Source organism: Amycolatopsis ponsaeliensis (assembly GCF_030182635.1).
Classification (GTDB): Bacteria; Actinomycetota; Actinomycetes; order Mycobacteriales; family Pseudonocardiaceae; genus Amycolatopsis; species Amycolatopsis ponsaeliensis.
In genome coordinates this window covers 156,290-174,639 of sequence record NZ_JAPZLD010000011.1, presented here as the reverse complement: position 1 = coordinate 174,639, position 18,350 = coordinate 156,290, and the positions used below count along the sequence as shown (strand labels likewise).

Annotated in this window: 15 protein-coding genes; 10 read left to right on the top strand and 5 right to left on the bottom strand. The window is 72.0% G+C overall.

Going from position 1 to position 18,350, the window contains the following annotated elements; all coding sequences use genetic code 11:
• The first annotated feature begins 22 nt into the window (after window positions 1–22).
• Window positions 23–1,930 (top strand): TNT domain-containing protein, encoded by a 1,908-nt coding sequence (locus tag QQ657_RS18745; protein ID WP_284743453.1) that lies wholly within the window; start codon window positions 23–25, stop codon window positions 1,928–1,930.
• On the opposite strand, the gene QQ657_RS18740 is transcribed toward QQ657_RS18745, so the two are convergent.
• The 3 genes from QQ657_RS18740 to QQ657_RS18730 form a co-directional block, all read right to left on the bottom strand.
• Entirely contained in the window at window positions 1,931–2,782 is an 852-nt protein-coding gene (locus QQ657_RS18740) for a class I SAM-dependent methyltransferase (RefSeq protein WP_284743452.1), read from the bottom strand.
• Between the two features lie 12 nt (window positions 2,783–2,794).
• A complete protein-coding gene (locus tag QQ657_RS18735; protein WP_284743451.1) occupies window positions 2,795–4,132 on the bottom strand; it encodes a sensor histidine kinase in 1,338 nt (445 codons plus the stop codon).
• A gap of 101 nt (window positions 4,133–4,233) precedes the next feature.
• A complete protein-coding gene (locus tag QQ657_RS18730) occupies window positions 4,234–5,676 on the bottom strand; it encodes a CCA tRNA nucleotidyltransferase (protein ID WP_284743450.1) in 1,443 nt (480 codons plus the stop codon).
• 99 nt (window positions 5,677–5,775) lie between these two features.
• On the opposite strand from QQ657_RS18730, the gene QQ657_RS18725 reads away from it, so the two are divergent.
• Together QQ657_RS18725 and QQ657_RS18720 are read left to right on the top strand one after the other, a co-directional pair.
• A complete protein-coding gene (locus tag QQ657_RS18725; RefSeq protein WP_284743449.1) occupies window positions 5,776–6,330 on the top strand; it encodes an NUDIX hydrolase in 555 nt (184 codons plus the stop codon).
• Entirely contained in the window at window positions 6,327–8,483 is a 2,157-nt protein-coding gene (locus QQ657_RS18720; RefSeq protein ID WP_284743448.1) for a DUF6049 family protein, read from the top strand. The genes QQ657_RS18725 and QQ657_RS18720 overlap by 4 nt, the downstream gene beginning before the upstream one ends.
• A gap of 124 nt (window positions 8,484–8,607) precedes the next feature.
• Here the strand turns inward: QQ657_RS18720 and QQ657_RS18715 are convergent, their stop codons facing one another.
• Complete coding sequence (locus QQ657_RS18715; protein ID WP_284743447.1) at window positions 8,608–9,330, bottom strand: hypothetical protein; 723 nt, start codon at window positions 9,328–9,330, stop codon at window positions 8,608–8,610.
• Between the two features lie 243 nt (window positions 9,331–9,573).
• On the opposite strand from QQ657_RS18715, the gene murJ reads away from it, so the two are divergent.
• The 7 genes from murJ to QQ657_RS18680 all read left to right on the top strand — a co-directional run bounded on the left by murJ (window position 9,574) and on the right by QQ657_RS18680 (window position 17,437).
• Window positions 9,574–11,478: a murein biosynthesis integral membrane protein MurJ gene (gene murJ, locus QQ657_RS18710; protein WP_284743525.1), complete on the top strand. Its 1,905-nt coding sequence runs from the start codon at window positions 9,574–9,576 to the stop codon at window positions 11,476–11,478.
• A gap of 79 nt (window positions 11,479–11,557) precedes the next feature.
• Entirely contained in the window at window positions 11,558–13,147 is a 1,590-nt protein-coding gene (locus QQ657_RS18705; protein ID WP_434056753.1) for a protein kinase family protein, read from the top strand.
• Window positions 13,148–13,178: 31 nt separating this feature from the next.
• On the top strand, window positions 13,179–13,802 hold the full coding sequence (sigM, locus tag QQ657_RS18700) for an RNA polymerase sigma factor SigM (RefSeq protein WP_086679039.1): 624 nt from the start codon (window positions 13,179–13,181) through the stop codon (window positions 13,800–13,802).
• On the top strand, window positions 13,799–14,584 hold the full coding sequence (locus QQ657_RS18695) for an RsmA family anti-sigma factor (RefSeq protein WP_284743445.1): 786 nt from the start codon (window positions 13,799–13,801) through the stop codon (window positions 14,582–14,584). Before sigM ends, QQ657_RS18695 begins: the two co-directional genes overlap by 4 nt.
• 78 nt (window positions 14,585–14,662) lie before the next feature.
• Window positions 14,663–15,655, top strand: a complete 993-nt coding sequence (trxB, locus tag QQ657_RS18690; RefSeq protein ID WP_284743444.1) for a thioredoxin-disulfide reductase — start codon at window positions 14,663–14,665, stop codon at window positions 15,653–15,655.
• A 34-nt stretch (window positions 15,656–15,689) separates the two neighbouring features.
• Window positions 15,690–16,013: a thioredoxin gene (trxA, locus tag QQ657_RS18685; protein ID WP_020642536.1), complete on the top strand. Its 324-nt coding sequence runs from the start codon at window positions 15,690–15,692 to the stop codon at window positions 16,011–16,013.
• Window positions 16,014–16,285: 272 nt separating this feature from the next.
• Window positions 16,286–17,437 (top strand): N-acetylmuramoyl-L-alanine amidase, encoded by a 1,152-nt coding sequence (locus QQ657_RS18680; RefSeq protein WP_284743443.1) that lies wholly within the window; start codon window positions 16,286–16,288, stop codon window positions 17,435–17,437.
• 232 nt (window positions 17,438–17,669) lie between these two features.
• Here QQ657_RS18680 and QQ657_RS18675 read toward each other — a convergent pair whose 3' ends face one another.
• Complete coding sequence (locus QQ657_RS18675) at window positions 17,670–18,314, bottom strand: GNAT family N-acetyltransferase (protein ID WP_284743442.1); 645 nt, start codon at window positions 18,312–18,314, stop codon at window positions 17,670–17,672.
• Window positions 18,315–18,350 lie beyond the last annotated feature (36 nt).

Genomic DNA, 18,350 nt, shown 5'->3' with positions numbered 1-18,350 from the left:
TGGGGTCAGGGGAGGACGAAACGTGCGTTACCGGGTAGAGGTGGCCGAACGCCCGGACGGCCTGTACGCGGCGTGGGGCGAGGGGACGTTCCGCGCGCAGCGGTCGACCACGGACGGCACCGTGCTGCTGTCCGTGCTGCCGGAGGAAGAGGCGCCGGAGGGCTTCGACAAGGAGCACGACGGGCGTCCCGCGCGGGTGGTGCCGGCGAGCGAGGTGCCGGCGACGTTCACGCTGCGCACCTTCGGCGAGTACGACGGCGAAGTCTTCGAGGTCGCGCCGGGCTCGCGGCCGGAGCTGACCCTGCGTTGGGTCCGCGACGACGCCACCCGCGCGGCGCAGCTGGGCCTGACCGACTTCTCGGTCACGGTGCCGGCGAAGCAGGTCACGGCGCTGTGGCAGACGCGGCTGGACTTCACCGAGACGCCGGAGGCGCGGCCGCAGCCGGGCGCCGGCGACCAGAACGCGCTGCTGCGCGCGATCGGCCGGACGCTGCTGCACACGGTGCCCGGCGGCTGGGCCCGCGTCGGCGCGCAGTTCCGGCAGGTCGGCGACTACTCCGAGATCGAGGTCCGCGCGATCGGCGACGAGGACGGCCCCGTGTCGGTCTCGCTGCCGGCGGTACCGCGGCTCGGCGGGCTCTTCGCGCGGTTGCGGGCCGCGATGTTCCAGCCCGAGGTGGGCACCTGGTTCCAGGGCACCTTCACCCTCGACGCGGAGTCGCAGTTCGACTTCGACTTCGACGCCGACCGCGAGCCGGACTGGCGGGTGCCGCCCAACGAGGGCGGCCGCCCGTCGACCGCCGCGTACGAGCTGGAGCTGGCGAACTTCCCGCGAGCGCCGAAGCACGTGCCGGTGTGGCTGACGGCGAAGGCAGGCCTGCCGCTGGACGTCACCTTCCGGCTCGCCCGCGCCGCCGACTCGCACGCCGAAGGCGAGCGCCCGGTGGTCAACCGGCCGCCGGTGCCGCCGGACCAGGTCCGCGGCGTGCTCGACTACCTGTTCCGGGCGCCGGTCGCGCTGCACCGGCCGGCGCCGCTGCCGGACATCTTCGGCGCGCCGGGCGCGAAGCCGGACGTGCCGAACGCGTTCCACACCGACGGCACCTGGATCTGGCCCGCCGCCGTGCCGCACTACCTGCGCAAGTACGGGGTGCCGCCGGAGCCGGAGCTCATCGAGCACATCCGCGCGGCCGGGTTCCGGCCGCCGTTCGTCGGCGACCTCGTCCGCGCGACGGCGGAGGCGGAGGTCCTCGGCCAGCCGCGGCCGCCGCAGACGACCGCCGACCTGCCGGACGAGCGCGCGCTCGTCCGCGTCGCCCGCGGTGAAGATGTACGGGAACTGCGGGGCGCGGAGACGCTGGAGCTGCTCCAGCAGCGGCTCGCCGAGCACGGCGTGCCGGCCGCGGCCTACCGGATCGGCGCCAAGGAGATCCCGGCCGACGGCGTCTGGACGCTGCGGCGGGCCGAGAACGGCTGGGAGGTCTCGCGGCCGCCGGCCGACGAGCCGGTGGCGTTCGGCTCGCTCGCGGACGCGGCCCGGTTCCTCCTCGGCGTGCTGCTGATGCTGCCGCCGCGGCCCGCGGAGGAGTCCGACCAGCCCGCCGACTGGCCGATCCTGCCGACGCGCGGCGAACCGCCGTTGAACTTCTACCGCGGCAAGCGCCTGATCGTGCTGCCGCCGGGCACGACGGTCGTCCGGTTCGGTCCCGAGACCGGCAACCTGGTGCACGCGGACGGCTCGCGGTTCGTCGAGACGTCGCTGGCGTTCGAACGCGAGCGCGAGAAGCGGCTCTACCGGGTGCAGCGCTCGGTGCGGGTGCTGACCGGCGTGACGGCGCCGTGGAGCGGGATGCCGGGCGGCGCGGTCGCCTACCTGCTGCCGCGGCCGCTCGCCCAGCACCTCGAGACGGGTTCCGTCAGCCGGGTGTGATCAAGACGCGGTGATCAGGACGGCGGGCGACCACCAGTAGCCGGCGAGCGGTTCGACGCCGACTTCGGTGAAGCCCGCCGTCTCCAGCTGCGCGACCCAGCCCGCGGCCGGGTGCTCCCAGTTCGTCCGCTCGTGCCCGTCGACGATCCCGAGCAGGACGGGCAGCAGGAAGCCCTGCGCGACCAGCGAAGCGTCTTCGCCGTACTCGGCGACTCCCTGCTCGTAGCGCTCGACCAGCGAGCGAAGGTGCTCCGGCGAGCCTTCGACGTACTCGGGGACGTCGAATTCGGCGAGCAGGAGCGTCCCGGTACGCAGCTGAAGCGTGCGAAGCACCTCCGCGCGCTGGTCAGGCTCGATCGACTGCAGCGCGAACGTCGACTGGACGAAGTCCCAGCCGAGGTCGTCGCGGGCCAGGAACTCCTGGGCGGTCGACTGCCAGCACTGGGCCGAGGGCACCCGCTCGTGGACGCCCTCGAGCAGCGCGGCCGACGGTTCGACCAGATCGATCCGGCTGGGCACGTGGTTGGCCTGCTCCAACGCCGGCACGACGGCCAGGCCGTCGCCGCACCCCAGGTCGAGCAGGGATTCCGGCTTCGCCTCGTCGTAGCGGGCGGCGAGTGCCGCGCTCAGCGCCCGGTAGAGCCCGACGTTGCCGCCGCCGCGGATGAACGCCGTGAAGGCGCCCGGCTGGTCGTACACGGAGGCCGAGCCGTCACCGGCGAGGTAGGTGTGCAGTTCGCCGGCCAGCGAGGACCCGGCGCGGCCGGCCCGGGCGGCGAGGTCGGCGGCCTGGTCGCGGTCACCGGCGCGGTGGGCGGCGAGGGCGGCGGCGAGCAGCTCGATCGAGGTCATCCTCAGGAGATATCAGAAGGGCACCCACAACGTCACCCGCGTGCCGCCCCCGGCGAGTCCGGACTCGACCAGCGAAGTGCCGCCGACCTCGGCCAGCCGCGCGGTGATCGACTCGCTGATGCCGAACCCGGCCGGGTGATCGGCCGCGCTGAAGCCGGCGCCGTGGTCGCGGGTGATCACGGCGATCCCGCCCTCGCGCTCCTCGACGCGCACCACGACCCGGTCGGTGCCGGAGTGCTTCATCGTGTTCCGCATGGCCTCGCGCACGGCGTCGCGAATGGCGATCTGGCGGACCTCCGACAGCGTGTCGTCGTCCAGTTCGGCCACCACGAGCTGGGCACGCAGCCCGTCACGCGCCATCTCGGCGGCGAGCGCGGCGAGCTTCTCGCCCAGCGGCCGGGCGCCGTCCTCGGCCCGCTCGGACGCCGCCGACTCGATCGTCTGCCGGATCTCCATCGCCTGCGCCCGGGCGAGCCGCTGGATCTCGACCAGCCGTTCTTCGGCGTTCGACGTGCCGGACAGCGCCATCGCCTCGAGCGTCTGCAGCACGGTGTCGTGCAGCATCCGGTGCTGCTGAGCGCGCTCGGCCAGGCGGCCGTTGCGGGTGCCGTACGCCAGGGCCAGCCGGGTGCCGAGCCCGGTCAGCACCAGCGCGGCGGCGGCCAGGAACAGCTCGGCGAGCAGCGCCGAGAAGGTCGAGAACGCCGCTCCGACGTGGAACTGACCGGTGTTGACCCAGTTCGCGAGCATCCGCAGCGGGAAGCTCGCGAGCCCGAACACGAGCCCGCTGGGGACGCCGAGCGCGAGCGTCAGCAGCCCGGCCTCGCCGAGCAGGTGGACGCTGCTGACCGCCAACGCGTCGAAGTACACCGAGGTCGGGACGGTCAGCGCGAGGACCAGCGGCGACAGCACGGTGAAGACCAGGTCGACCGCCAGGAGCTTCCCCGCGTCCCGGCCGCGGTACGGCGCCGAGCGGAACATCCAGCGGAAGCCGACCAGGTTCACCACGACCGAGAGCAGCGTGAACACCCCGACCGGCAGCAGCCCGGTCGAGCCGTTCCGGATGGCGTAGACGCCGAACTGCCCGGGCACGGCGAGCAGCCGGAAGGCCAGCGGGATGAGCACGACGTACCGCGTGGCGCGCAGCAGCAGGCCGTCGCGCCGGCTCGGGTCGATCGGCCCGGCCATCTTCGAGATCCGCTTCAGCGCGTGGATCGGGGTCGGGTCGCCGATCTCGTCCGAGAGCTCGCTGGTGGCCGTCGCGATCGCGGGCGCGCCCTGCCGCAGCAGCGCCACGAAGAAGCTGCCCCCGCCCACCGCTTTCGGCGAGTCGGGCGCTTCGGTGGACATCGCGCAGACAACTCCCTGGTCACATCGGTGAACCGAGGTTGGGAGTATCACCGATCCGCGGTGGCCAGGTCCAGGCTTCCACGAAATTCAGAGTAAGTCGGTCAGGAATTTCCGATTCCCTGCTCGGCAGCCCAGTTCTTCAGCTCGGCCACGGCGTCGTCGTGCTCCAGTGGCCCGCGGTCCAGGCGCAGCTCCTTGAGGAACTTCCACGCCTTGCCGACGTCCGGCCCCGGCTTGAGGCCGAGCAGCTCCATGATCTCCTCGCCGTTGAGGTCCGGCCGCACGCGGTCGAGGTCCTCCTTGGCCTTGAGCGCGGCGATCCGGGCCTCGAGGTCGTCGTAGGTCGCCTGCAGCGCCGCCGCCTTCCGGCGGTTGCGCGTGGTGCAGTCGGCGCGGACGAGCTTGTGCAGCCGGGTCAGCAGCGGGCCGGCGTCGGTGACGTACCGGCGGACCGCCGAGTCCGTCCACTCGCCCTTGCCGTAGCCGTGGAACCGCAGGTGGAGGAACACGAGCTGGGAGACGTCGTCGATGATCTCCTTGGAGAACTTCAGCGCCCGCAAACGTTTGCGGGCCATCCGCGCCCCGACGACTTCGTGGTGGTGGAAGCTCACCCCGCCGCCCGGCTGGAACTCCCGCGTCGCCGGCTTCCCGACATCGTGCAGCAGCGCCGCCAGCCGAAGAATCAGATCGGGCTCCGACGTCGGCTCGTGCGACTTCTCCAGGTCGATCGCCTGGGCCAGCACGGTCAGCGAGTGCTCGTAGACGTCCTTGTGCTGGTGGTGCTCGTCGATCGCCAGCCGCATCCCGGGCACCTCGGGCAGCACGCGGTCGCCGAGGCCGGTGTCGACCAGCAGCTCCAGCCCGGGCCGCGGGTCGTCGGCGAGCAGCAGCTTCGACAGCTCGGCCTGGACGCGCTCGGCGGTGATCCGGTCGATCTCGCTCGCCATCGACGTCATCGCGTCGACCACGCGCGGCGCGGCGGTGAAGCCGAGCTGCGCGGCGAAGCGGGCGGCCCGCAGCATCCGCAGCGGGTCGTCGGCGAACGACTCCTGCGGCGTCGCCGGCGTGTCGAGGACCTTCTCCCGCAGTGCGCTCAGGCCGTCGTGCGGGTCGATGAACGTCTTCGTCGCCAGCTCGACGGCCATCGCGTTGACCGTGAAGTCGCGGCGGAGCAGGTCGCCCTCGATGCTGTCGCCGAAGGTGACCTCGGGGTTGCGGCCGACGCGGTCGTAGCTGTCCGCGCGGAACGTCGTGATCTCGAGCTGCATGCCCTTCTTCGTCACGCCGACCGTGCCGAACGCGATGCCGACGTCCCAGACCGCGTCGCCCCACTCGCTGACGATCTTCAGCACCCGATCGGGTCGCGCGTCGGTGGTGAAGTCGAGATCGCCGGAGCGCCGGCCGAGCAGCGCGTCGCGCACGCTCCCGCCGACGAGGTACAGGCGGTGCCCGGCCCGGGCGAACCTCTCGGCCAGCTCGTCCGCCAGGGGGGAGAGCCGCATCAGCTCGACCACCGCGTTCTCCTTGGCGACCACGTCGTTCACGAAAATCCCACTACGTTCGGGTGTGGTTACTACAGGCACCACCGGACAGGACACGGAGAGCCAGCCTACCGGGGCAACCGTTTGCTCTAGCATCGCAGCATGTCTGGATCAGCCGGCCGTCCTGGCGCCTCCAAGCCGCGGAGGCGGCGCAGGCGTCAGCGCGGCAGGCGCCTGACCACGGTCGACGAGACGTCGGCCGGTGGCCTCGTGGTGGACGCCGAGCGCGAACAGGCGGTGCTGATCGGCCGGCTCGACCGGCACGGCAGACTGCTGTGGTCGCTGCCCAAGGGCCACATCGAGGACGGTGAGACGGTGGAACAGACGGCCGTGCGCGAGGTCAAGGAGGAAACCGGCATCTCCGCGCGCGTGCTGCGGCCACTGGGCACCATCGACTACTGGTTCGTGGCCGAGAAGCGGCGGATCCACAAGACCGTCCACCACTTCCTGCTCGAAGCGCTCGGCGGCGAGCTCTCCGACGAAGACGTCGAGGTCACCGAGGTGGCCTGGGTACCGCTGGCCGAGCTGGAGACCAAACTCGCCTACTCCGACGAACGCAAGCTCGTCCGGAAGGCCAGTCAGATGCTCAAGGAACTTTTCGCGCGCCCGGACGTCCACGGACGAGACGAGCACGCCCCTGAGGGAGCCCCCGAGTGAAGCGGTTCGCCGCAGCCTTCCTTTCCGTCCTCTTCCTGGCCGTCCCCGCCCTCACCGGAGCCACGGTGGCACAGGCGGAGGAGGGCGCCCGCCTGCGCGTCGAGCTGAACGAGCTCAACCCGCGCGTGATCACCAGCTCGACGACGACGCTGACCGTGTCCGGCACGGTGACCAACACCGGCGACCGCAAGGTCAACCGGCCGCAGGTCCGCCTGCAGGTCGGCGACCGGGTCACGACCTCGCGCGGGGTCAACGACGTGCTGTCGGGCGCCGTCATCAAGGACTCCCCGCTGACCGACTTCAGCTCGGTCGCGGACTCGCTGGAGCCCGGGCAGAGCGCACCGCTGAACATCACGGTGAACCTGACCGGCTCGAAGGCCGCGCAGTTCAACCGCCCCGGCGTCTACCCGCTGCTGGTGAACGTCAACGGCACCCCGGAGTTCGGCGGGCCCGCGCGGCTGGGCGCGGTCAGCATGCTGATGCCGGTGCTGTCCGGGCCGGGCAAGTCGGCCGGGCACTCGTCGGCCGGCGCGCCGAGCATGACCCTGCTCTGGCCGCTGACCAGCAACGTCCCCCAGGTCTACGCGGCACCGTACGGCCAGCCGCTGGTGCTGCGCGACGACCGGCTCGCCGACGAGATCGGCCCCGACGGCCGGCTGAACGCGCTGGTCACCGCCGCGTCCACGGCCGCGCACGGCGACCCGACCCTCGCGAAGTCGATGTGCTTCGCGCTCGACCCGGACCTGCTGGCCACCGTCGACTCGATGAGCCGCGGCTACCAGGTGCACACCGAGAACGGGAACATCGACGGCAAGGGCGTCCAGACCGCGAAGACCTGGCTGACCTCGCTGCGCTCCCTGCTGACCGGCCGGTGCGTGGTGGCGCTGCCCTTCGCCGACGCCGACCTCAACACCGTCTCGCGGATCCGTCCCGGCGACCCCATCCTGGTCGCCCAGGCGGCCGCGGCCGCCACGACGATCCAGCAGCTGACCGGCGTCGCGCCGCAGACCGGCGTGCTCTGGCCGGACGGCACGCTCAACGAAGCGGTGCTCACCGCCCTGACCCAGGCCGGCGTCAAGACCGTGCTCACGGACGCGGCGAAGCTCGCCCCCGCCGGCGTGGGCGGCGGGGTCACCGTGCAGGGCAGCACGGTCCGCGCCCAGCCGACCGACTCGCTGATCTCCGCGGCCATGAACGGCGTGCCGAGCGTGCCCGACTCGGTCACCGTCGCCGCGAGCACCGAACGGGCGATCGCCAGCCAGAACGGGCTCGGCGCGCTCGCCTTCCGGGCCGGTCTCGGCCTGCCGGCCGGGCAGGAGCGCCCGAAGCACCTGCTCGTCGCCCCGCCGCGGCGCTGGGACGCCCCGGCCACCGAGCTCACGGCGTACCTGCAGCAGGTCGGCGATTTCCTCAACGCCGGGGTGGTCACGGCGGAGTCGCTCCCGTCGCTGTTGTCCGCGGACCCGGCGGGCACCGGCGCGGTCGGCGACGGCGGCCAGAACCCCGACGCGGCCATCGACCCCGCCGTCGTCTCGACGCTGGCGAAGCTCGACGACCAGGCCACCGGGATGGCGTCCGCGATGCGGCTGGACCCCACCAAGCGGGTGAAACCGGAGGACGTCGTCGCGTCGGTGCGGCTGGCCGAGCTGCGCGGTGCCTCCACCGGCTGGCGGGGCCTGCCGGCCGACGCGGCGACCGCGAACGCGCAGGCCGAGATCGGGGCCATCGGCGACCGGGTGAGCGTCCGGCAGCCGCAGCAGATCATCGCGCTGGCGTCCGGCAACTCCCCGCTGCCGGTGTACGTGGTCAACGACCTGCCGGTCGGGATCACCGCGCGGTTCTCGCTCAACAACAACACGGGCCTGCGCACGGACGAAGCCAACGAGGTGTCGTTCCCCGCCGGCGGCGGCCGCCAGTACTTCCTCCCCGTGGAGGCGCTGCGGGCCGGCCGGTTCAGCGTCGATGTGTCGTTGAGCACGCCCACTGGTACCCCGCTCGGGTCATCCGCGCGGTTCGAGCTGACGTCGACGGAGTACGGCGCGATCACCATCATCGCGACCGTCGCCGCAGGTGTGGCCCTACTTCTGCTGGCCTCCCGGCGCATCTACCGGCGGGTGAAGGACGCCCGAGCGGGTCGCGACTTGGTGGACTGATCCCTCGGCCTTCGAGTGTTCCGGGCGGTTCCCGATTACTCTTGGTCCGCACGTACGCGGCACCGGGCCGCGGGCACCGGACCGAGCACTGAGGATTGGGCACGCGTTGGAGAGAGAGCCGGGCTTACCACCCGAGCGTGCGAGTCGTCCTCGGCGCGAAGGCGCTCCGCCCCCGCAACGGGGTGACGGGCCCCCGCGCGCGTCGCAGCCGGCCCGCCGCCAGCCGCCACCCCAGCAGCAGCCGCCTCCGCCGGAGCGCGGCCGCCGACAGCCGCCCCGCAACGGCCACACGCGCCAGATGCCGCCCCCCGAGGACGCGACGGTCCGTGATCAACGCCCGAAGCGCGAAGACGGCCCACCCCGTCGCCCGGCCCGCGAAGATGCACCGCCGCCCCGGCGGCCCGCTCGCGACGACGCACCGCCGAGGCGACCGGCTCGGGAGGACGGCCCACCGCGCCGCCGCCCGCGCGAGGACGCGCCCGCACACGACGGCCGCCCCGTCCGCGACGAGGGACACCCGCGTGAGGGTCGCCCCGTCCGAGACGACCTCCCTCCGCGCGACGGCCGGCCCGTCCGAGACGAAGCAGTGATTCGCGACCAACGACCACCCCGCGACGGCCACCCCGGCCGCGACGACCTGCCCCCGCGCGAGGGTCGCCCCGTTCGCGACGAAGGGGTGGTCCGCGACCAGCGGCCACCCCGCGACGGCCACCCCGGCCGCGATGACCTGCCTCCGCGCGACGGCCGGCCGGTCCGCGACGAAGCACTGATCCGCGACCCGCGACCGCCTCGCGAAGGCCAGCCGGTCCGCGACGACCTGCCCCCCGGCGAAGCCTGGCCCGTCCACGACGAGGCCCCGCCCCGCGAGCCGCAGCGTCCGGCCCGGCGAGTCCCGCCGCCGGGGCCGCCTGGGCCGCCTCCTCAGCAACCCCCGCCGCGCGGCGGGCAGCCGCCCCGCGCCGCCGGTGGCCCGGCGCCCACGCGCGTCCAGCCCGTGCCGCCGATCCCCGGCCCGCCGGGGCAGCCGTCGGCCCAGGGCCGGCTGCCGCAGCCCGCCCCGCCGCTGCCGCCACCCGTGACCCCGCCACCCATGACCCCACCGCCGGGCACTCCGGCCGCGGGCAACCCGGCTCCCGGGACGCCGCCGCCCGGCATCCCGGTGCCCCCGCGCGGGCGCGGGTCCCGGCGTCCGGCGCCGGTCCGGCCGTGGCAGGAAGAGGCCCAGCGCCCGCCCGACCCGGAGGCCACACGGTTCATCCCGCGCACCGCCGGCGTCCCGATGAACTCGCGCTGGCCGGTCGCCGACCCGGACGTCATGCGCCCGTACGACGCGCTGGCCACCCAGGTCATGCCGGCGCTCAAGGGGCCGCTGGTCAAGCCGAGGCCGGACGAAGAGGCCCCGGCCAAGGCGCCGTCGCTGGCGAAGGCGTCCGGCCGGATGGCGATCGCGTCGCTGATCAGCCGGATCACCGGCTTCCTGTGGAAGCTGCTGCTGGTCGCCGCGATCGGCCAGGGCATCGCGAACGACTCGTTCAACGTCGCCAACACGATGCCGAACATCATCTTCGAGCTGCTGATGGGTGGCGTCCTCGCCAGCGTGGTGGTCCCGCTGCTGGTGCGGTCCCAGGACGAGCCCGACGGCGGCGCGGCCTACACCCAGCGGCTCATCACCGTGGCGTTCTCGCTGCTGCTGGTCGGCACGGTGGTCGCGGTGCTCGCGGCCCCGGCGTTCACCGGCCTCTACGTCGACGGCTCCGGCAAGGCCAGCTCGTCGCTGACCACGGCGTTCGCCTACCTGCTGCTGCCGGAGATCTTCTTCTACGGCGTGTTCGCGCTGCTCTCGGCGGTGCTGAACGCCAAGCAGATCTTCGGCCCGACGGCGTGGGCGCCGGTGATCAACAACCTGGTCGTCATCTTCACGATCCTGGTCGTCTGGGTCATGCCGGGTGACATCGACACCGTGAACCCGTCGATCACCGACCCGAAGGTGCTGACGCTCGGCATCGGCGTCACGGCCGGCATCATCGCCCAGGCCTTCCTGCTGGTGCCGCCGCTGCTGCGCTCGGGCTTCCGGTTCAAGTGGCGCTGGGGCATCGACAAGCAGATGAAGGAGTTCGGCGGCCTCGCGCTGTGGATCCTCGGCTACGTCGCGGTGAGCCAGGTCGGGTACACGATCAACACGCGCGTGCTGACCAGCGGTTCACCCGGTGGTGTGACCGCGTACAGCAACGCCTGGCTGCTCTTCCAGCTGCCGTACGGCGTCATCGGCGTCTCGCTGCTGACCGCGATCATGCCGCGGATGAGCCGCGCGGCCGCCGACGGCGACCACAAGAAGCTGATCGGCGACCTGTCGTACGCGTCCCGGATGTCCACGGTGATGCTCGTCCCGATCTCCGCGGTGATGACCGTGGTCGGCGGCTCGATCGGCATCGCGCTGTTCACCTTCGGCAAGGGCACGATCGAGACCGCCGAACGGCTCGGCGACGCGCTCGCGATCTCGGCGTTCGCGCTGCTGCCGTACGCGCTGGTCATGCTCCAGATGCGCGTCTTCTACGCGATGAAGGACGCCCGGACGCCGACGCTGATCATGATCGTGATGACGCTGGTCAAGGTGCCGCTGCTGTACCTGTGCCCGGTGCTGCTGTCGCCGGACAACGTCGTGCTCGGCGTCATGATGGTCAACGCGCTGACGTTCGTCGTCGGTGCGATCCTCGGCCAGGTGTGGCTTTGGGTGACTTTGGGCAACCTGCGGAGCAAGCGGGTGATCGGCGTGATCCTCTTCACGGTCGTCGCCAGCGGGCTCGGCGTCGGCGCGGCCTGGGTGGTCGGGCAGATCGTGCCGGACTCGTTCGGGCCGACGCTGGGGGCTTGGAGCAAGCTTTTCCTGCAGGGCATCGTGGGGATCGTCGTCTCGTTCGGCGTGCTCATGGCGCTGAAGGTGGAGGAGCTGAAACCGGCGACTTCGAGGTTCACCCGGTTGATCAAGCGGGGGTAACGATTCCGGTACGGATGGCGACGACTCCCGCGTCGTATTCTGGGTAACCTTGGTGCGGGGAGCTAACGGGAGAGTGCGGGTGGACACGAGGCGGAGCGAACAGGCGGGGGGTGCGAACCACGTGGGCAAGGCCCAGGTCGGATCGCTGGCCCCCGGGCGCGTGGTCGGCGACGGCCGCTACCGCCTCCTCGCGCAGTTCGGCGTGGACGAGCGGGGTGACGCGCACCTTTGGCGTGCCCGTGACGGGCAGCTGAAGCGGGACGTCGCGCTGACCCTGCTGGTCGGCGACCCCGCCGACCCGGAAGCCGCGCGGCTCGCGCGGCGCACCCTCGAACGCGCGACGCACGCGTCGAAGTTCGGCCACGGCGGCGTCGCCCGCGTGCTCGACGTGCTCGCGCTCGGCAGCGGCATCACCTCCAGCGAAGGCCTGCTCGGCGTCGTCGTCGCGGAGTGGACCAAGGGCAGCGACCTGGTCGACCTCGTCGCGCAGCGGCCGGTGGCGCCCGCCGCGGCCGCGCGGATGGTGCAGGCGCTGGCCGAAGCCGTCGAACAGGCCCACCAGAACGGGCTCGTCCTCGGGCTCGACCACCCCCAGCGGCTGCGGCTGACGCCGAGCGGCGCGCTCAAGCTCGCGTTCCCCGGCCCGCTGCCGGAGGCGACGCTGCGCGACGACGTCAAGGCGCTCGGCGCGGTCCTCTACCTGCTCCTGACCGGACGCTGGGCGCTGCCCGGCGGCCCGCCCGCGATCCAGCCGGCCCCGACCACGCCGCAGGGGCGCATCGTCCCGCCGCGGCAGCTCATCCCCACGGTGCCCGCCGACCTGTCGTCGCTGGCCGTCCGGACGATCGAGGACGGCGGCAACGGCGGCATCCGCACCAGCGCGGCCATCCTCCGGATGCTCGACCAGGTGGCCGAGGAAGAGGAGCGCACCCAGCTGATCAAGGCCGTCGGCGGTGACGCCGCCGAGGGCGAAGGCACGGTCTGGACGACGAAGAAGCCGGTCAAGGACGTCGCGCGGCGGCGCAAGCTCGCGCTCGGCGTCACCGTCCTGGTGGTCGCGACCGTCGTCATCCTCGCCTGGGGCGGGCTGATGCTGATCAACGTCTTCCAGGGCGACTCGAAGGCGAGCGGGCCGACGATCAACGTCGCCGCGCCGCCGGCGTCGAGCCAGCCTGCCGGGCAGCCGCCCGCGTCGAGCCAGCCGGCCTCGCCTCCGCCGCCGGCCGTGGGCGCCGCGGTGAAGCCGCAGGCCGTCGCGGTCTACAACCCCGAGGGCAAGGGCGACAACACCGCGCGGGCGAAGTACGCGACGGACGGCAAGCCCGAGACGCAGTGGCGCACCGAGCAGTACAAGCAGCAGTTCCCCGTCATCAAGCCGGGCGTCGGGCTGGTCGTCACCTTCAAGGACCCGATCACCCTCAGCCAGGTGCAGGTCGTCGGCGGCACCGCGGGCACCAAGGTCGAGATCCGCTCGGCGACCGAGAAGAACCCGGACTTCGCCGACACGAAGGTGGTCGGCAACGGCGACCTGAAGGACGGCGACACGACGATCCCGCTGGCCCAGCCGACGCAGGGTGAGTACTTCATCGTCTGGATCACCGCTCTGGGTGGCGACGACGGGAAGTTCCAGACGGAGATCGCCGACCTGGCGTTCCTGCCTGCGGGGTGACGCACCCGACAGGGTCAGTAGGCTCTTGCGGGTGACAGCTGCAGCTCCCACGGATGCGGATCTGATAGCGGCTCACGCCGCGGGGGACCCTCATGCGTTCAGCGAACTCGTCCAGCGACATCGCGACCGCATGTGGGCGGTCGCCCTGCGCACGGTCCGCGATCCGGAAGAGGCCGCCGACGCGTTGCAGGACGCGTTCATCTCGGCCTTCCGCGCCGCCGACAAGTTCCGCGCGGAGTCGCAGGTCACGACGTGGCTGCACCGGATCGTGGTGAACGCCTGCCTCGACCGGATCCGCCGCCGCCAGGCGCGCCCGACCGTGCCGCTGCCGGAAACCGGCTTCAACGAGCCCGCCACCCCGCGTGACTCGATGGCCGAGCGCGAGACCAGCCTGCTCGTGCGCGAGGCGCTGGACCAGCTGCCCGAGGACCAGCGCGCACCGATCGTGCTCGTCGACGTCGAGGGCTATTCCGTCGCCGAGACGGCGAAGATGCTCGGCATCGCGGAAGGCACCGTGAAGAGCCGCTGCGCCCGGGGCCGCGGAAAACTCGCGAAGGTTCTCGGACACCTGCGGAACCCCGATGCGATTGCGAACGTCCCAACTCACGAAAGCAAACGGGCCGGGCGCCAGCCGGGTAGCGGGGAGGGACGATGACGGACGAAAGCCGGGGGATCGGGGGGACCGTCGGTCCGCCCTGGTCTGTCGACGTGCTCGCCGATCTCCACGCCGGTGTCCTGGACGACGCGCGGGCGGCGGAGCTGTGGCCGCTGGTCGACGCCGACCCCGAGGCCCGCGCGATCCTGGATGCCCTGGACGCGACGCAGTCCGATCTGGCCTCGCTCGCCGACGCACCCGCCCCGCCGATGCCCGCGGAGTTCGCGGCGCGGCTGGACGCGGCTCTGGCCGCTGAGGCAGCCGCCACCTTTCCGAGGCAGCGCACGGCACCGGAGCAGGCCGGGAGCGGGGACGCCCAGGTGGTGGACCTCGCGGCGGCCCGGCGGCGCCGGAACAAGCGGCTCGGCTGGGCCGCCGGCGTCCTGACCGCGGCCGCGGCGGCGGTCGTCGCCGTGACGATCGCGATCCCGGGCACGTCGCAGCAGACCGGCACCCCGAACGTCGCGGCCCCGCCGCCGTCCGGTCCGTCGGTCGGCAACGACGGCAGCGGCGCCCAGGCCCTGATCGGCAAGGCGGTCGGCGTCCGCGACTTCGGCCCGCTGCAGACCGAGGACAAGCTGGACGCCTGCATCGCGGCCGCCGGGCTCGACCCCAAGGTGCGCCCGGAGGGCATCCGCCCGGTGAACGTCGGCGGCAAGGCCGGCGTCATGATCATCCTGACTACCGGCAAGCTCGCCCAGTTCCGGCTCGTGGCCTTCGGCGCGGACTGCGGACCGGGTAATCCGGCCGTCCTGTTCGACAAGGTCGTCGGGGAGAAGTAGCGGCTGTCACGGCCGGGAACAGGGCCACCTACGATCGTGTTGAGCCTGGTACAGGGTCACTACGAGCGGAGGTCACGGGTGGCTGCCGAGGAAATCAGGAACCTGATCATCGTGGGATCGGGTCCTGCCGGATACACCGCTGCCGTTTACGCGGCACGGGCCCAGCTGGAACCGCTGGTGTTCGAAGGCACGCAGTTCGGCGGCGCGCTGATGACGACGACCGAGGTCGAGAACTTCCCGGGGTTCCGCGACGGCATCATGGGTCCGGACCTGATGGAGGAGATGCGCAAGCAGGCCGAGCGCTTCGGCGCCGAGCTGCGCGCGGAGGACGTCGAGTCGCTGGAGCTGACCGGGGACGTGAAGTACGTCCACGCGAACGGCAAGCGCTACGCCGCCCGTGCGGTCGTCCTCGCGATGGGTGCCGCGGCGCGGTACCTGAACGTGCCGGGTGAGCAGGAGCTCCTCGGCCGTGGTGTGTCGGCCTGTGCGACCTGTGACGGCTTCTTCTTCCGCGACCACGACATCGTGGTCGCCGGCGGCGGCGACTCGGCGATGGAGGAGGCGACCTTCCTGACGAAGTTCGCGAAGTCCGTCACGGTCGTCCACCGGCGCGAGGAGTTCCGCGCGTCCAAGATCATGCTCGAGCGCGCCCGCGCGAACGAGAAGATCAAGTGGAAGCTGAACTCGCAGATCACCGGCGTGGTCGGCGACGGCAAGGTCGAAGGCCTGCAGCTGAAGGACACCAAGGACGGTTCGGAGTCGACGCTGGACGTGTCGGGCTTCTTCGTCGCGATCGGGCACGACCCCCGCAGCCAGCTGGTGCGCGGGCAGGTCGACCTGGACGAGGACGGCTACGTCGTCACCCAGGGCCGGACGTCGTTCACGAACCTCGACGGTGTCTTCGCGGCCGGCGACCTGGTGGACCGCACCTACCGGCAGGCGATCACCGCCGCGGGTTCCGGGTGCAGCGCCGCGATCGACGCGGAACGATGGCTCGCGGAGCACGGCGAGTCGGACGCCCATGAGGCGGCCGAGCTGGTCGGCGGCGGCTACGGCGCGGGCACCAACTGACTTTCCGGCTTTCGACCAACCTGAAGGAGAAACCATGTCCAACACCGTGAAGGTGACCGACGCGACGTTCGTCGACGAGGTCCTGACCAGCGAGAAGCCGGTTCTGGTCGACTTCTGGGCCACCTGGTGCGGGCCGTGCAAGATGGTCGCCCCGGTGCTCGAGGAGATCGCGGCCGAGAACGGCGAGAAGCTGACCATCGCCAAGATCGACATCGACGAGAACCCGAACACGCCGCGTGACTACCAGGTGATGTCCATCCCGACGCTCATCCTGTTCCAGGGTGGCAAGCCGGTGAAGCAGATCGTGGGAGCGAAGCCGAAGGCCGCGCTGCTGTCGGATCTCGCCGACGTCCTCTGAACCGAACAAGCCCGGCGGACCCGGGGCCTGCGGGAACCCTCTCGCGGACCCGGGTCCGTCGTCGTTCGGGGGAATCCCGCCCGTGTGGGTGAATCAAGCGTGACGAGGGCCACCGAGGGTGCGCCACGATCGGGCTCTTGACGCACCTACCGGGCCTGCGCTGTCACCGAGAGTTGGCAGGGCACAATAGAGGACCTGAGCACGTCTCAGTGAAGGATTTCTTACCACGCACCGAGCCCCCGAATCGGTGCCTTAGGAAGAGCGAGGAGTGCATGCGGGTACTCCGCCGCGGTGACGCCGGTCCGGACGTCGCCGAGATCAGGTCCATCCTGGCCGGGATGAACCTGCTCCCGCCGGTCACCGGTTCCGACGACGGCTACGACACGTTCGACGTCGCCGTCGAGAACGCCGTTCGGGCCTTCCAGCAGAGCCGTGGGCTGATGACCGACGGCCTGGTGGGTCCGGCCACGTTCCAGGCACTCAAGGGCGCCAGCTACCACCTGGGCAGCCGGCTGCTGTCCTACTCGATCGCCGCGCCGGTGCACGGCGACGACGTCTTCACGCTGCAGGAGCGCCTGACCGAGCTCGGCTTCGACGCCGGCCGCCCCGACGGCTACTTCGGCCCCTCGACCGAGCGCGCGCTCAAGACGTTCCAGCGCGACATGCGGCTCTCGCCGGACGGCATGTGCGGCCCCGCGACCATCCGTGAGCTGCACCGCCTGTCCTCGCCGCGGGCCCGGGGCGGCCGCCCCGTGTTCCTGCGCGAGCAGGAGCAGGTGCGCCAGGCCGGTCCGCGCCTGCGCGGCAAGCGCATCGTGATCGACCCCGGCCACGGCGGCGACGACCTCGGCGTGGTCGCCGGCGGTCTGCGCGAGGCCGACATCGCGTGGGACCTGGCCCGCCGGCTCGAGGGCCGGATGAAGGCCACGGGCATGGAGGCCCTGATCTCCCGCGGCCCGAACCACAGCCCGACCGAGCTGGAGCGGGCCCAGTTCGCCAACGACGCGGGCGCCGACCTGTTCCTCTCGCTGCACAGCGACAAGAACCCCTCGCCGCGCGCGCAGGGTGTCGCGAGCTTCCACTTCGGCAACGGCAACGGCACGACGTCCACGGTGGGCGAGCTGCTGGCCGGCTTCATCCAGCGCGAGGTCGCGGCCCGCACGGGCCTGCAGGACAACCGCACGCACTACAAGTCGTGGGACATCTTCACCCGCACCCGCTGCCCGGCCGTCCGGGTCGAGATCGGCTACCTGACGAACCCGGACGACGCCCGCAAGCTCGGCGACCCGGCGTTCCGCGACATCGTCGCCGAGGGCATCCTGATCGCCGTCAAGCGCCTGTACCTGCTCGGCGAAGGCGACCAGCCGACGGGAACGTTCACGTTCGCCGACGTCCTGGCGCACGAGCTCGCCAAGGCCGAATAGGGCTGACCACAACCCCTAGCGGCTCACCTTCACCTGCCCCACCATCCCTGGGGACGCACGGCGTGCGTCCCCAGGTTTTCGGGCAGTTCTCCACAGCTTGTCCACCGCTCCTATCAGCGCTCTGTGGATAACTCGGCACTTCTTCCACAGTTGTGAACACACGACGGAATCCGTCGTTTCGGGTGCGGCGGAGCAACGGCGCAAACGTTTGCGGCCGGTTCGGAGATGCGGCTCAGGCGCGGCCGAGACTGGGCTCGGCCGTGGTGATCGTCACCTGGCCGAGCAGCCGCTCCAGCGCCGCCTCGACGTCTTCCTTCCAGGTGATCGCCGAGCGCAGTTCCAGGCGCAGGCGCGGCCACTTCTGGTGCGGGCGGACGGTCTTGAAGCCGACGCTCTGCAGGAACGCCGCCGGCAGCACGCAGCTGTGGCCGCCGTCGGGGTCCGACTCTTCGGGGCGAGCGTCGCCGAACGCCTCGATCGCGCGCACGCCGCGTTTCGTCAGGTCCTTGGCAACCGCCTGGACGAGCATCCGGCCGAGCCCGCCACCGCGGAACTCGGGGAGCACCTGGAACGCCGTCAGCAGGACCGCGTCCGCGCTCGGCGGGGACGTCGGGAAGGCCAGCGAGCGCGGGACGGCGTTCGGCGGGGCGTACAGCACGAACCCGACCGGCAGCGTGTCGCTGTAGACGATGCGGCCGCAGGAACCCCACTCGAGCAGGACGCTCGAGACCCAGGCTTCCTTCTCGACCTCGGTGGCGCCGAACTCCTCGGCCTGGTTCTTCAGGTGCGGGGCCAGCTCCCAGTAGACGCACCTGCGGCAGCTCTTCGGCAGATGCTCCAGGTTGTCCAGTGTGACGCCCACGACGCGACGCGACACCCGCGACCTCCCTGACCCCTGCGCTCCCGACGGCTG